The organism is Pseudomonas sp. BN505, from assembly GCF_029873175.1.
In the GTDB taxonomy this organism is placed as follows: Bacteria; Pseudomonadota; Gammaproteobacteria; order Pseudomonadales; family Pseudomonadaceae; genus Aquipseudomonas; species Aquipseudomonas putida.
In genome coordinates, this window is the sequence record NZ_SSOI01000067.1 from 1 (window position 1) to 14,788 (window position 14,788).

Genomic DNA, 14,788 nt, shown 5'->3' on the forward strand with positions numbered 1-14,788 from the left:
TTTTTCCGAGAAACTCGTTTAGCTTCAAACACTTAACTCGCTGCGATCTCTCGTAGCGGGAGGTGAATCATACAGCGTTTAGAAGCGCTGTCAACCACCATTTCAACCGCTTGCGATCTTTCGATCGTAGCCCTTTCAGCAGCACCTTAACTATCTAACTCATTGAATCTCAAGGAGTTTGTCGTTCCGATGTCGCTGGAAGTGGGGCGCATTATAAGGGGATTCGGAAGGGCGTCAACCTTTAATTTCAAGAAACCTTAATATCGCTGAAAAGCAAAGCAGGGAGGCCTGGCGGCCTCCCTGCTCTTATGTAGCACCAGCTGTTTCTAGAGCACGCCGGCCTCGCGCAAGCGCTGCACCTCACCTGCCTCCAGCCCCAGCACTTCCCCCAGTACCGCCTCGGTATGCTCACCCAGCAGCGGCGGTGCCCGTCGATACTCCACCGGCGTCTCCGACAACCGTATAGGGCTGGCTACCTGCGGCACGCTACCCGCCAATGGATGCGGAATGTTCACCGCCAGCCCACGCGCCAGCACCTGTGGGTCCTGGAACATCTGCGCCAGGTCATTGATAGGCCCGCACGGCACCCCAGCAGCCTCCAGCTGGGCAACCCATTCGGCGGTTGTCTTGAACACCGTGGCCTGGCGAATCAGTGGAATCAGCTCGGCCCTGTTGGCAACCCGCTGCTTATTAGTAAGGAAACGTGGATCGTCCGCCCATTGTGGCTGCCCGGCCACTTCTGCGAACTTGCGGAACTGGCTGTCGTTGCCCACGGTAAGAATGAAGTCGCCGTCCGCCGTAGGGAAGTCCTGGTAGGGCACTATATTAGGGTGCGCGTTGCCCAGGCGCCGAGGCGGGTTGCCTGTGGTCAGGTAATTCATGGCCTGGTTAGCCAGGCAGGCTACTTGTACATCGAGCAACGCCATGTCGACATGCTGGCCCACCCCGGCCTGCTCTCGATGGGCAAGGGCGGCAAGCATGGCTACCGTTGAGTACAGCCCGGTAAGGATGTCGGTAAGCGCCACACCCACCTTGACCGGCCCCGCGCCTTCCTCACCCTCCGGGCGGCCAGTCAGGCTCATCAGCCCTCCCAGCCCCTGGATCATGAAGTCATAACCCGCACGCTTGGCATACGGCCCGGTCTGGCCGAAACCGGTAATGGAGCAATAGATAAGCTGAGGGTTGATCGCCTTCAGGCTCTGGTAGTCCAGCCCATAAGCCGCCAAACCACCCACCTTGAAGTTCTCGATGACAATATCGGACTTCGCCGCCAACTCACGCACCAGGCGCTGCCCTTCAGGCCGCGTGAAATCGATGGTCACCGAACGCTTGTTACGGTTGGCCGACAGGTAGTAAGCCGCCTCACTGGTGTTTTCACCCCCGGCATCCTTGAGGAAGGGCGGCCCCCACGCGCGGGTATCGTCACCACTGCCCGGGCGCTCCACCTTTATAACGTCAGCGCCCAGGTCAGCGAGAATCTGGCCAGACCATGGGCCGGCCAACACGCGCGAAAGGTCCAGCACCCGCAGATGTGATAGCGCGCCCATGGGCTGGCTCCTTATTAATAGAAGGCCTGGATACCGGTCTGCGCACGCCCCAGGATCAGTGCATGCACGTCGTGAGTACCTTCATAGGTGTTGACCACCTCAAGGTTTACCAGGTGACGGGCCACGCCAAACTCATCGGAGATGCCGTTACCACCCAGCATGTCGCGCGCCATGCGGGCGATATCCAGCGCCTTGCCGCAGGAGTTGCGCTTCATGATCGAGGTAATTTCCACAGCAGCTGTACCTTCATCCTTCATACGCCCCAGGCGCAGGCAGCCTTGCAGTGCCAAGGTGATTTCGGTCTGCATGTCGGCCAGCTTCTTCTGGATCAGCTGGTTGGCAGCCAGAGGGCGGCCGAACTGCTGACGGTCCAGGGTGTACTGACGCGCGGTGTGCCAGCAGGCTTCGGCAGCACCCAGCGCCCCCCACGAGATGCCATAGCGGGCAGAGTTCAGGCAGGTGAACGGGCCTTTGAGACCGCGCACATCCGGGAAGATGTTCTCTTCTGGCACGAACACATTGTCCATGACCACTTCACCGGTGATGGAGGCGCGCAGGCCGACCTTGCCATGGATGGCCGGGGCGCTGAGGCCCTGCCAGCCTTTTTCCAGGACAAAGCCGCGGATATCCCCTGCATCGTCCTTGGCCCAGACCACGAATACATCAGCGATGGGGCTGTTGGTGATCCACATCTTGCTCCCGGTCAGGCGGTAACCGCCGTCGACCTTCCTGGCGCGGGTGATCATCGAGCCAGGGTCGGAGCCATGGTTAGGCTCGGTCAGGCCGAAACAACCGATCCACTCGCCACTGGCCAGCTTGGGTAGGTACTTCTGCTTTTGTGCCTCGGTACCAAACTCGTTGATCGGTACCATCACCAGCGACGACTGCACGCTCATCATCGAGCGATAACCCGAATCGATACGCTCAACCTCACGGGCGATCAGGCCATAGCACACGTAATTCAGCCCGCTGCCGCCATATTGCTCGGGAATGGTGGCACCCAGCAGGCCAATTTCCCCCATCTCGCGGAAGATCGCCGGGTCGGTCTGCTCGTGGCGGAAGGCCTCGAGCACACGCGGGGCCAGCTTGTCCTGGGCGAACTGATAAGCGCTGTCACGCACCATGCGCTCTTCTTCAGTGAGCTGCTGATCCAGCAGCAGCGGGTCGATCCAGTGGAAGCTTGCTTTACCGGCCATGAGCGAAATCCTCGAAATAGGGGGCAGTTTCTTGTGCCCTTGAGCCTAGGCCTGATCGGCCACCGGGACAAACGAGGATTGCGCACCAATTAGTGATAATTTGTCACTTCATAAATCGGTAAAACACCTTATAAACAGCCTTACGAGTGAGGTTGACGTACATGCGCCGCAAGATCCCCAGCACCGCCGCCCTGGTTTGCTTCGAGGCAGCGGCGCGCCACGAGAGCTTTACCAAGGCTGCGCAGGAACTCGCACTGACCCAGGGTGCCGTTTGTCGGCAGATTGGCGGCCTCGAGGCCTTCCTAAATGTGGAACTGTTCCGCCGTTCGCGCCGCGGCGTGAAGCTGACCGAGGCCGGTCTTTCCTACAGCCGCCAGGTTGCCGCACAACTGGACGCCGTAGAGCGCGATACCCTGTCGGTGATGGGCCAGCAGGGCGCCAGCGTGGTCGAACTGGCCGTAGTGCCTACCTTTGGCACCCAATGGCTGCTTCCGCGCCTCAAGGACTTCCAGCAACGCCACCCAGAGGTCACGGTCAACCTCACCAACCGCACCCGGCCATTCCTGTTCGCCGACACCCCCTTTGATGCCGCTATCTATTTCGGTGATGCCGACTGGTCCGGCACCCAGTCGCACCGGCTGATGGGGGAGAACCCGGTCCCCGTCTGCAGCCCGGCATTGCTGGCTGGGCAGGGCATGCTCGAAGCACGGCGCATCGCCCAACTGCCGCTGCTGCAGCAAAGCACGCGCCCCTACGCCTGGCGGCAATGGTTTGGCAGCCTGGGGATGAATGTGGAGCGCGACATGACAGGCCCGCGTTATGAACTATTCTCGATGCTCGCCCAGGCGGCGATACATGAAATGGGGATCGCGCTGATTCCGCCGTTCCTGATCCAGCGCGAGTTGGGGGAGGGTAGGTTGGTGGTCGCTAACAGGCATGCCCTGATCAGCGACAAGGCCTACTATCTGATGATTCCGGAGCGCAAGGTGGAGTCGGCCTCGCTGCGCGCCTTCCGTGACTGGCTGGTGAGCCAGGCCCGGGCCTACACCGCAACAAGCTAACCAAGTGCGACAAATTGACTCTGTAGTCAATTATTTTAAACACCTACAGATATATGTATTTGTCGCATATGCATAAACTGTTATGCCAGCGTGTAAACACTCTTTAGCCCTGCTAACCACGCGGCTTTGCGCGGTATTTTGCGACATCCACCGTGCAATAAGCGAATTGACCGAAATATTTTTGATTTTCTCTCCTAATCTCCCAAGAGCCTATGTTTGACGGGCTGGAGCCGTACCGCTGCGACAAGCGGTCACAGGGTGACTTGTAGTTTTAACTTCGTTTCGCTCCATAACCGGTTGAAGGCCTCAGGGTTCGTCTGCAAAATGCTTCGCCCGCCCGGGATTCGGCGGGTCGGCGCTCCACAGCCGCCCCAGCGCACCATCCGAAGTGCGCTGGCTCTTACAAAGACAAAAGGTCACCGCAGGAGAAATAGTCGTGCACATTGGTGTTCCTCTCGAGACGCAGACCGGTGAGACAAGGGTCGCTGCGACCCCGGAAACCATCAAGAAACTGATTGGCCAGGGCCATCAGGTCACCGTCCAACGGGGGGCAGGGCTCAACGCCAGCATTCCGGACAGTGCCTATGAGGCCGTGGGCGCTTCCCTTGGGAGCGCAGCCGATGCCTACGGCGCCCAATTGGTACTCAAGGTGGTCGCTCCCAACGACCAGGAGCTGGCCCTGATCAACAGTGGCAGCCTGCTGGCGGGCATGCTCAACCCCTTCAACAGCGAGCTGATCGGCAAGATGGCCGAACGCGGCATCACCGCTTTCGCCCTGGAAGCCGCGCCACGCACCTCGCGGGCGCAGAGCCTGGACGTGCTGTCGTCGCAGGCCAACATCGCCGGTTACAAGGCCGTGTTGCTGGCTGCCCATTACTACCCACGCTTCATGCCCATGCTGATGACCGCCGCCGGTACCGTGAAGGCCGCGCGCGTGCTGATCTTGGGGGCGGGTGTTGCCGGCCTGCAGGCCATCGCCACCGCCAAACGCCTGGGTGCAGTGATCGAAGCGTCCGACGTACGCCCGGCCGTGAAGGAGCAGATCGAGTCGCTGGGTGCCAAGTTCATCGACGTGCCTTACGAGACCGATGAGGAACGTGAGTGCGCAGAAGGCGTCGGCGGTTACGCGCGCCCCATGCCCGCCAGCTGGATGCACCGCCAGGCCCTGGCGGTGCACGAGCGCGCCAGGCAAGCGGATATCGTCATCACCACGGCGCTGATCCCAGGCCGCAAGGCACCCACGCTGCTCAGCGCCGAAACCGTTGCGCAGATGAAGCCCGGCTCGGTGGTCATCGACCTCGCTGCAGCCCAGGGTGGCAACTGCCCGCTCACCGTTGCTGACCAGGTGGTAAAGGAAAACGGCGTGACGATCGTCGGCCCGACCAACCTGCCGGCCCAGCTGGGTGCCGATGCTTCGGCGCTGTATGCGCGCAACCTGCTGGACTTCATGAAGCTGCTGTTCGACAAAGACGGCGCGCTGGTCATCAACCTCGAAGACGACATCGTCGCGGCCTGCCTCATGTGCCGTGATGGTCAAGTCGTCCGCAAGAACGGCTAAGGAGCACGACAATGGAAGACATGCTGATTTCCCATGGCATCTACAACCTCATCATCTTCGTGCTGGCCATCTATGTGGGCTACCACGTGGTGTGGAACGTCACCCCGGCACTGCACACGCCGCTGATGGCCGTGACCAACGCCATCTCTGCCATCGTGATCGTCGGTGCCATGCTGGCCGCCGCCCTCACCGTGACCCCTGCCGGCAAGCTGATGGGCACCCTCGCCGTGGCCCTGGCCGCGGTCAATGTGTTCGGTGGCTTCCTGGTCACCCGCCGCATGCTTGAGATGTTCAAGAAGAAAGCCAAGAACGAGGGGCAGAAGTAAGCATGAGCATGAATCTGGTAACACTTCTGTACCTGGTCGCTTCGGTCTGCTTCATCCAGGCGCTCAAGGGCCTGTCGCACCCAACCACGTCGCGGCGCGGCAACCTGTTCGGCATGATCGGCATGGGCATCGCCATGCTCACCACGGTTGGCCTCATCTATAAGCTGGGGGCCGAGCTGGCTACCGCGGGTATTGACTACGTCATCGTCGGCCTGCTGGTCGGTGGCACTGCCGGTTCGATCATGGCCAAGCGCGTCGAGATGACCAAGATGCCGGAACTGGTCGCCTTCATGCACAGCATGATCGGCCTGGCTGCGGTGTTCATCGCCATCGCCGCCGTGCTGGAGCCGCAGTCGATGGGCATCGTTGCCGCAATCAGCGACCCGATCCCCACCGGCAACCGCCTGGAGCTGTTCCTCGGCGCTGCCATCGGTGCAATCACCTTCTCCGGTTCGGTGATCGCCTTCGGCAAGCTGTCGGGCAAGTACAAGTTCCGCCTGTTCCAGGGCGCCCCGGTACAGTTCCCCGGCCAGCACAAGCTGAACCTGATCCTCGGCCTGACCACCATCGCCCTGGGCCTGCTGTTCACCTTCACCGGTCATTACAGCGCCTTCACCTTGATGCTGGCCCTGGCCTTCGTCATGGGCGTGCTGATCATCATCCCGATCGGCGGCGCCGACATGCCGGTGGTGGTGTCGATGCTCAACAGCTATTCGGGGTGGGCAGCCGCCGGTATCGGCTTCTCCCTGAACAACTCGATGCTGATCATTGCAGGCTCGCTTGTGGGTTCGTCCGGTGCCATTCTCTCGTACATCATGTGCAAGGCAATGAACCGCTCGTTCTTCAACGTCATCCTCGGTGGCTTTGGCGGCGATACCGACGCCGGCGCCGCTCAAGGCTCGAAAGAGCAACGCCCGGTGAAGTCCGGTTCGGCCGACGATGCCACCTTCCTGCTCAGCAACGCCGACAGCGTGATCATCGTCCCGGGCTATGGCCTGGCGGTGGCCCGTGCCCAGCACGCGCTGAAGGAGCTGACCGAGAAGCTGACCCACAACGGCGTGACCGTGAAGTATGCCATCCACCCGGTGGCGGGGCGCATGCCCGGGCACATGAACGTGCTGCTGGCCGAGGCCGAGGTGCCGTACGATCAGGTGTTCGAGATGGACGACATCAACGCCGAGTTCGGCCAGGCCGACGTGGTGCTGGTGCTGGGCGCCAACGACGTGGTCAACCCGGCGGCGAAGAATGACCCCAAATCGCCAATCGCCGGCATGCCGATCCTCGAAGCGTTCAAGGCCAAGACCATCATCGTCAACAAGCGCTCCATGGCCAGCGGCTATGCTGGCCTGGATAACGAACTGTTCTACCTGGACAAGACCATGATGGTGTTCGGTGACGCCAAGAAGGTCATCGAAGACATGGTCAAGGCTGTGGAGTGACAACCGCGGCTGCAAACCAACTGATATAAAGGAAGCCCCGGTCAGATTCTGCCGGGGCTTTCCTTTTATTGATCCGGATCAACGGCTCTACTTCAAGGCTTCTCATACGACCATGGTCGTGGGACGGCAATGGGCTAAATCTCTAGACTGCGCTGCAGTAGTTTCAGTAGCCCGAGATAACAATCCATGTACCGTGATCGTATCCGCTTGTCCTCCCTGCACAGCAAGGTAATGAGTGCGGCTGATGCCGCTGGTCTGATCGAGGACGGCATGACCGTCGGCATGAGCGGTTTCACCCGCGCCGGAGAAGCCAAGGCCGTACCGCATGCACTGGCCGAACGTGCCAAGCAGTCGCCACTGAAAATCAGCCTGATGACCGGCGCCAGCCTGGGCAACGACCTGGACAAGCAACTGACCGAGGCTGGCGTGCTGGCTCGCCGCATGCCGTTCCAGGTCGACAGCACCCTGCGCAAGGCCATCAACGACGGCCAGGTGATGTTCATCGACCAGCACCTGTCGGAAACCGTCGAACAATTGCGTAACCAGCAGCTGAAGCTGCCGGACATCGCGGTGATCGAGGCCGTGGCCATCACCGAACAAGGCCACATCGTGCCAACCACGTCGGTAGGCAACTCGGCCAGCTTCGCGATCTTTGCCAAGCAGGTGATTGTCGAGATCAACCTCTCGCACAACCCCAACCTCGAAGGCCTGCACGACATCTATATCCCGACCTACCGCCCGACCCGCACGCCAATCCCGCTGGTCAAGGTCGATGACCGCATCGGCAGCACCGCCATCCCGATCGACCCGGCCAAGATTGTCGGCATTGTCATCAGCAACCAGCCGGACTCACCGTCCACCGTACTGCCGCCGGATGACGAAACCCAAGGCATCGCCGACCACCTGATCAACTTCCTCAAGAATGAAGTTGAAGCCGGCCGCATGACCAACAAGCTCGGCCCGCTGCAAGCCGGTATCGGCAGCATCGCCAACGCGGTAATGTGCGGCCTGATCGAGTCGCCGTTCGAAGACCTGACCATGTACTCCGAAGTACTGCAGGACTCCACCTTCGACCTGATCGACGCCGGCAAGCTGAGCTTCGCGTCGGGCAGCTCGATCACCTTGTCCGGCCGCCGCAATGCCGACGTTTTCGGCAACCTGGAGCGGTACAAGGACAAGCTGGTGCTGCGCCCGCAAGAAATCTCCAACCACCCGGAAGTGGTACGTCGCTTGGGCATCATTGGTATCAACACCGCCCTGGAGTTCGATATCTACGGCAACGTCAACTCCACCCACGTGTGCGGTACCCGGATGATGAACGGCATTGGCGGCTCGGGTGACTTCGCCCGCAACGCCCACCTGGCCGTATTCGTCACCAAGTCGATTGCCAAAGGCGGCGCGATCTCCAGCGTGGTGCCGATGGTCAGCCATGTCGACCACACCGAGCACGACGTGGACATCCTGGTCACCGAGCAAGGCCTGGCCGACCTGCGTGGCCTGGCGCCGCGCGAGCGGGCACGGGCGATCATCGACAACTGCGTGCACCCAGACTACCGCGCTGCGCTGAACGATTACTTCGATCGCGCCTGCCAGCGTGGCGGCCACACTCCGCACATCCTGCGTGAAGCGCTGAGCTGGCACGAGAACCTGGAAGAAACCGGGCGCATGCTGGCTAGCTGATGCAGATGGGCTGCACAGCAGCGCCTCCAACTCAGCTGTGACATCGCAATACTGGGGCCGCTCTGCGGCCCTATCCCGACACAAGGCCGCTCCTACAAGACTGTGCTACACAGTTGGGCCACCCACCTCTACATAAACTGTTCTACTGTACCGGTTTTCTGCCGGTCCCCGCCGTTCAAAACCTCCTCACGACCTTAAAACGCACCATATTCGTGCAGACCAGTACAGTTGCGCCATTTTCGAGTGCAACAGTAGGGTTACACAGTTAACTGAGCCATCGTCTTTCAACAGAACTGTATCTACTGTTATGGACAACAGAGGAGGATCATTGGCATCAGTTAAATCACTACCTAATCCCGCCATAAGCGGAAGGATGAAGCATCATGGAACGTACCCTCAGTTCCGGTCTGGTTTTTGAAAGCAACGCCCAGCAATCCAACGCCTCGCTGCCCCTGCGCGCACTGTCGACCCTGCTGCTGTGGCAGCGCCGTATGGCCAGCCGCCGTCAACTGGCTCGCCTGGACGGCCGTCTGCTGGCTGACGCCGGTATCAGCGAGTCGCAGCGTTACGAAGAGCTGAGCAAGCCTTTCTGGCGCTAAGCTCCGGCTTGCCGGCTTCGGCTGGCACCGCGAATTCCCAAACCCGTTGCAGGTGACTGCAACGGGTTTTTTTATCACCAGGCCGCACACTAGAGCCGTTTCAGTGAGACCAGTACAGTTTTAGAAATATTTGAATCAAGCAGGTACAGTTAGTTGGCGTGCCGTTCATTAACTTCCACAAACAACGGCGCGTGATACGCTTGCCTTAGCTGTCTATTGAAAGCCGCTGTTAAACGTACCGCGACGCGCTGTATAAGCGTCCGATAAGCAGAACCACCCGATCCTAGTCCAGGAGTTCACCATCATGTCCCGTAAATACCTGATTGGCGCCGCCCTGATGCTGAGCCTGGCCGGCACCGCACACGCCACCAGCTTCGTTGTCACCACCGACGCCGTCGTTGGCGCAGTAGCCGCATCCACCGATGCCACTTCCGATATCTCCTCGTCTTTCAAAGACGACAAGATCGTGCAGGCCGCCCGTGACGACGCCGCCAGCTTCGTTGGCAGCCAAGGCGACATCCGCGGTGCCAAGCTGGAGAGCGCTTTCCTGCACATCCGCTCGCAGATGCCGGCCCTGCAGGCCAGCGACGCGCAACTGGCCCAGGCCATCCTGGCGCTCTGAGCCCGGTAGAGCCGTTCAGCTGTGCTGGTCACCCCCAGCACAGCCGCACCCAACTTTGCCGCCCACGTTCCGAGCCGTTGTAGAGCCCATGCGTTATCTGTTGCCGCTGCTGTTCTCCGTTGCCGGCATGGCCAGTGCCCATGCCATGGATACCACCACGCAAAGCCTGGTCATCACCGGCTATGTCACCAGCCAGGTCACCACCGCACCGTTTGATCGCAAGCTGGTACGCCAGGCGCGCGACGATGCGGCTGCCTTCGTTGCCAGCGACGGCCAGATCCGCGGCGTGCGGCTGGAGGCCGCGCTGGAATCATTACGCCACAATTGTTCACAGCACGCCGTCGGCGACCTGGAACTGGCGCAGGCGATTCTCGTCCAATAACTACATCTGACTCCCTGTATTTTTTCGGAGATGCTCCATGCGTAAACCGCTGATTGCCGCTACCCTCGGCATGCTGCTGCTGGCCGACCTGGCCCATGCACAGACCTTGGTGGCCACCAGCAACATCATCGTGCGTGCCTTTGGCCGCTCGATCGACTTCACCTCAGACACCACCACATCCATTCGCGACTCCAAAGTGGTACGCGAAGCCCACGATGACGCCGCCAGCTTCGTCGCCAGCAATGGTGACATTCGCGGTGTCCAGCTCGAGGCCGCCTTCAGCACCCTGCGCGAGCGTGTGCCAGAAGCCCGCGGTGCCAGCGATCAGGTACTGGCTGAAGCCATCCTCGCGCTGTGAACCGCATACGTGCCTGGCTGCTCGGCTGCGTCCTGACGCTGCTCGGCACACCCGCATTGGCCGACCTGCAGCTTGAGCTGCAGGCATCCGGCCTTGACCCCCAACAAACCCAAGCCACCCAGGCCCTGCTCGACGAGGCCATGGGCAAGCTGCCTCCGCGCTTCAAGCAACAGCTGGACCGCCGCGTGCGGGTCAGCTGGAGCGACAACATGCCTGCCGACGCCTACGGCCAGGCATCGCTGGTGTCCACCCTCGAACTCAACCTTCGCCTGCTGCCCGGGCTCACCGATGGCAGCGCCGCCACCGAGCGCACCAACCGCCCGCATGGCACGGTACGTGAGGAGCTGCTGGCCACCGTGTTGCACGAGCTCACCCATATCTACGACCGTGCCCGCCTGTGGAGCGGTGCCGAAAATTCGCTGATTGCCCGCTGCAAGCGCCAGCAAGGCACGCTGGGCAAGATTGGCCTGCCCGAAGAATGCCGCGGCCAGGCCGAGCGCCGCTTCACCCTCAGCGACGACCCGCGCCTGCTCGACCTGGCCGGCTGGCAGCAATACGTGGGCCGACGCGGGGAGCGCGAACAGCACAATGGCCAGTTCGTGCGCAGCCCCGACAGCTATGAGCTGAGCAGCCCCAAGGAGTACATCGCGGTCAACATGGAGTACTTCCTCCTCGACCCGAGCTACGGCTGCCGCCGCCCGGCGCTCAACCAATACCTGCGCGAACATTTCGGCTGGGCACCTCAACAGGACACTTGCGCCAAGGGCCTGCCGTTCATCAACGCGGGCAGCGACTTCGCCCGCCAGCCGCTGGGTGAAATCGACCCCGAGCGGGTGTATGAAGTGGATTACCTGCTGGCCGAAGCCAACCAGAACCTGGTCAGCAGGTGGGGCCACAGCATGCTGCGCCTGGTGATCTGCAAGCCCGGCCGCCCACGCGGGCCGGACTGCCGCCTGGACCTCGACCAGAGCCTGGTGCTGTCGTACCGCGCCTTCGTCAACGACGTGCAGCTGTCCAGCTGGGACGGCCTGATCGGTGTCTACCCCTCGCGATTGTTCGTACTGCCGCTGGGCCAGGTGATCGATGAGTACACCAAGACCGAACTGCGTAGCCTGGCCTCGGTACCCCTGAAGCTCAGCCGCGATGAAGTCGAGAACCTGGTGCGTCAGGCCGCCGAGATGCACTGGAGCTATGACGGCAACTATTGGTTCCTGTCCAACAACTGTGCGGTGGAGTCACTGAAACTGCTGCGCAGCGGCACCGCCAACCCACGCCTGAACGACCTCGACAGCATCATGCCCAACGGTTTGCTGGCCGTGCTCAAGGGCAGGGGGCTGGCCGACACCAGCGTACTCGACGACCCACGCGAGGCGTTGCGCCTGGGCTACCGCTTCGACTCTTACCGCGACCGCTACCAGGCCATGTTCGAGGTACTGAGGAAACAGCTGCCGATCAAGCAGGCCCTGGTTGAAGACTGGCTGGCCCAGGATGCCGAACAGCGCCGCCCCTGGTTCGCCAAGGCCGACCTGCGCACCAGCGCTGCGTTGCTGCTGCTTGAACAGGCCAGCTTGCGCCGGCAACTGCTGCTGGCCCAGGACGAGGTCAAGCAACGTTACCTGAATGCCGCAGCGCTGAAAGATGGCAGCATCAACAAAGCTGACGCCACCCTCAAGCAGATGCTCGCCAACAGTGGTTTCCTCAGCCGCCCGGCAGAGTTGCTCGATGCCAAGGGCTACGGGCTGCCGCAACCCGAAGAGCGCAAGCACCTCGAGCAGGTCAGCAGCGAACGCCAGGCGCAGCTGCTGCGCTTGAGCACCAGCCTGGACAAAGAGGTGAGGGCGCTGCTGGAACCATCACGGGCCAAGGAAATTGCCGCGGTCGAGGCCAATGTGAAGCAGATCGGTGAGCATTTGCGGGCGCTGCACAAAGCTGCGGGTGGCCTGCAATTGTAAGCATGGCTGTACCGGCCCTATCGCCGGCAGCACCAGCACAATTGCTTACTGGCTTTCGCCATCCTCTTCTGGCAAATCCTCATCCAGATGCAACCACGGCAACCGGCTGTCCACCCAGATATGCCGGTTGGCCCGCACCCGCTCCGGGTGATCCAGCGTCGCCACCGTCACGTCGATCGTCTCAGGGCTGTGCGTGGTCACCAGCGCGACGTGCGCCCCACACTGCCCGCAGAAGTACCGGCTGCAACTGGCCGGTGCCACATAGCAGTTCGGTTCACCCGCCAGCCACACAAACCCCGAACGGGGCAGGGTGACCCAGGTCACCACCAGCCCACCGCTTACCCGGCGGCAAATCGTGCAGTGGCAGTGGGCAATGTCTGTCAGGTCACCCTCCAACCTGTAACGCAAGGCGCCGCAATGGCAGCCCCCTTCGGTCACATTCTGCATCACCTATCTCTCGTCGCCTTTGCCTCAGCGAAAGCTGGCTGAAAGCTTGCCCTCATAGGATAGCCGCCACTACCGGCACAAGACCGGTCAGCCAGGGCACCCGGTAAACACCGCGCCCGGCCCAATCAACAACAACAATGGTGATTCTGATGTATTCCTGTGCCCGCCTTCCTGCAGTACCCCTCCGCATGCTCCCTGCGCAGCGCCTGACGCGCTGATCCGCCCGAATAGACTTTCCTTTCGCCGCGCCACGTCTGGAGTATTGCCATGCTGACCTTCCTCGGCTTCGCCATGGTCATCACCTTCATGTACCTGATCATGACCAAGCGCCTGTCGGCCTTGATCGCACTGATCCTGGTACCGATCCTGTTCGCCCTGTTCGGCGGTTTCTCCGCCAAGATCGGCCCCATGATGCTCGAAGGCATCAGCAAGCTCGCGCCTACCGGCGTGATGCTGATGTTCGCCATCCTCTACTTCGCCCTGATGATCGACTCCGGCCTGTTCGACCCGGCCGTGCGCAAGATCCTCAAACTGGTCAAGGGCGACCCGCTGAAAGTCTCGGTCGGTACCGCCGTGCTGGCCCTGGTGGTCTCGCTCGACGGTGACGGCGCCACCACCTACATGATCTGCTGCGCCGCCATGCTGCCTATGTACAGCCGCCTGGGCATGAGCCCGCGGATCATGGCCGGCCTGATCATCCTCGCCGGCGGGGTGATGAACATGACCCCTTGGGGTGGCCCGACCGCCCGTGCCGCCAGTGCGCTGCATGTAGACCCTTCGGACATCTTCGTGCCGATGATCCCGGCCATGCTGTTCGGCGTGGTGGCGATCCTGGCCATTGCCTACATGTACGGCAAGCGTGAACGTGCCCGCCTGGGCGAACTGCACCTGCCGACGGACGATATCGACCACAGCGAAATCACCGTTTCGCAATTCCCGGAAGCACGCCGGCCCAAGCTGCTGTACTTCAACGGTGCCCTGACCGCCGCCCTGATGGTCGCGCTGATCGCCGGCGTGCTGCCACTGCCCGTGCTGTTCATGATCGCCTTCAGCATCGCCATGATCGTCAACTACCCGTGCCTGCAGCAGCAGAAGGACCGCATCGCCGCCCACGCCGGCAGCGTGCTGGCCGTGACCGGGCTGATCTTCGCTGCCGGCATCTTCACCGGCATCCTGTCGGGTACCGGCATGGTCGACGCCATGTCCAAGAGCCTGCTGGCCGTCATCCCTGAAGCGCTAGGCCCTTACCTGGCGGTAATTACCGCGATCGTGAGCATGCCGTTCACCTTCTTCATGTCCAACGATGCCTTCTACTACGGCGTATTGCCGGTGCTGGCCGAAGCCGCCAGCCACTACGGCATCACCCCGGTGGAAATGGCCCGTGCGTCGATCGTCGGGCAACCGGTACACCTGCTCAGCCCGCTGGTACCCTCCACCTACCTGCTGGTGGCCCTGGCCGGCATCGAGTTCGGCGATCATCAGCGCTTCACGCTCAAGTGGGCAGTGCTGGTGTGCCTGTGCATAATGCTCGCCGCACTGCTGATGGGGATTTTCCCGCTGTTCAGTAGTCTTTAATACAGACGTATCACCTACGCGACGCGCCCTGACCGGGGCGCGTTGC

The 14,788-nt window shown here is 61.5% G+C and carries 14 protein-coding genes; 11 read left to right on the forward strand and 3 right to left on the reverse strand.

From position 1 onward, the window contains the following. Nucleotides 1-326 precede the first annotated feature (326 nt). Nucleotides 327-1,547, reverse strand: a complete 1,221-nt coding sequence (locus E8E78_RS22410; RefSeq protein WP_049275877.1) for a CaiB/BaiF CoA-transferase family protein — start codon at nt 1,545-1,547, stop codon at nt 327-329. 14 nt (nt 1,548-1,561) lie between these two features. Continuing rightward, a complete protein-coding gene (locus E8E78_RS22415) occupies nt 1,562-2,743 on the reverse strand; it encodes an acyl-CoA dehydrogenase (RefSeq protein ID WP_016497451.1) in 1,182 nt (393 codons plus the stop codon). Nucleotides 2,744-2,904: 161 nt separating this feature from the next. On the opposite strand from E8E78_RS22415, the gene E8E78_RS22420 reads away from it, so the two are divergent. The 10 genes from E8E78_RS22420 to E8E78_RS22465 all read left to right on the forward strand — a co-directional run bounded on the left by E8E78_RS22420 (nt 2,905) and on the right by E8E78_RS22465 (nt 12,720). Continuing rightward, nucleotides 2,905-3,804: a LysR family transcriptional regulator gene (locus E8E78_RS22420; protein ID WP_049275876.1), complete on the forward strand. Its 900-nt coding sequence runs from the start codon at nt 2,905-2,907 to the stop codon at nt 3,802-3,804. Nucleotides 3,805-4,240: 436 nt separating this feature from the next. Further along, a complete protein-coding gene (locus E8E78_RS22425) occupies nt 4,241-5,362 on the forward strand; it encodes a Re/Si-specific NAD(P)(+) transhydrogenase subunit alpha (RefSeq protein ID WP_061202780.1) in 1,122 nt (373 codons plus the stop codon). A gap of 11 nt (nt 5,363-5,373) precedes the next feature. Continuing rightward, on the forward strand, nt 5,374-5,688 hold the full coding sequence (locus E8E78_RS22430; RefSeq protein WP_016484308.1) for an NAD(P) transhydrogenase subunit alpha: 315 nt from the start codon (nt 5,374-5,376) through the stop codon (nt 5,686-5,688). A gap of 2 nt (nt 5,689-5,690) precedes the next feature. Then, nucleotides 5,691-7,127, forward strand: a complete 1,437-nt coding sequence (locus tag E8E78_RS22435) for an NAD(P)(+) transhydrogenase (Re/Si-specific) subunit beta (protein ID WP_280312749.1) — start codon at nt 5,691-5,693, stop codon at nt 7,125-7,127. A gap of 186 nt (nt 7,128-7,313) precedes the next feature. After that, nucleotides 7,314-8,807 (forward strand): acetyl-CoA hydrolase/transferase family protein, encoded by a 1,494-nt coding sequence (locus E8E78_RS22440; RefSeq protein WP_049273105.1) that lies wholly within the window; start codon nt 7,314-7,316, stop codon nt 8,805-8,807. A 383-nt stretch (nt 8,808-9,190) separates the two neighbouring features. After that, nucleotides 9,191-9,406 carry a DUF1127 domain-containing protein gene (locus E8E78_RS22445; protein WP_016497446.1) on the forward strand — a complete coding sequence of 72 codons (216 nt, stop codon included), beginning with the start codon at nt 9,191-9,193 and terminating at the stop codon, nt 9,404-9,406. Between the two features lie 304 nt (nt 9,407-9,710). Further along, nucleotides 9,711-10,028 (forward strand): DUF2388 domain-containing protein, encoded by a 318-nt coding sequence (locus E8E78_RS22450; protein ID WP_043198703.1) that lies wholly within the window; start codon nt 9,711-9,713, stop codon nt 10,026-10,028. Between the two features lie 88 nt (nt 10,029-10,116). Further along, nucleotides 10,117-10,410 carry a DUF2388 domain-containing protein gene (locus tag E8E78_RS22455; RefSeq protein ID WP_016497444.1) on the forward strand — a complete coding sequence of 98 codons (294 nt, stop codon included), beginning with the start codon at nt 10,117-10,119 and terminating at the stop codon, nt 10,408-10,410. A 37-nt stretch (nt 10,411-10,447) separates the two neighbouring features. Beyond that, on the forward strand, nt 10,448-10,768 hold the full coding sequence (locus E8E78_RS22460; protein WP_019473446.1) for a DUF2388 domain-containing protein: 321 nt from the start codon (nt 10,448-10,450) through the stop codon (nt 10,766-10,768). Further along, nucleotides 10,765-12,720, forward strand: coding sequence for a DUF4105 domain-containing protein (locus tag E8E78_RS22465; RefSeq protein WP_049273102.1), 1,956 nt, complete (start codon nt 10,765-10,767; stop codon nt 12,718-12,720). The genes E8E78_RS22460 and E8E78_RS22465 overlap by 4 nt, the downstream gene beginning before the upstream one ends. 45 nt (nt 12,721-12,765) lie before the next feature. On the opposite strand, the gene E8E78_RS22470 is transcribed toward E8E78_RS22465, so the two are convergent. Continuing rightward, nucleotides 12,766-13,167 (reverse strand): GFA family protein, encoded by a 402-nt coding sequence (locus tag E8E78_RS22470; protein WP_049273100.1) that lies wholly within the window; start codon nt 13,165-13,167, stop codon nt 12,766-12,768. 267 nt (nt 13,168-13,434) lie between these two features. On the opposite strand from E8E78_RS22470, the gene E8E78_RS22475 reads away from it, so the two are divergent. Beyond that, nucleotides 13,435-14,742: a CitMHS family transporter gene (locus E8E78_RS22475; protein WP_016497440.1), complete on the forward strand. Its 1,308-nt coding sequence runs from the start codon at nt 13,435-13,437 to the stop codon at nt 14,740-14,742. Nucleotides 14,743-14,788: the final 46 nt, after the last annotated feature.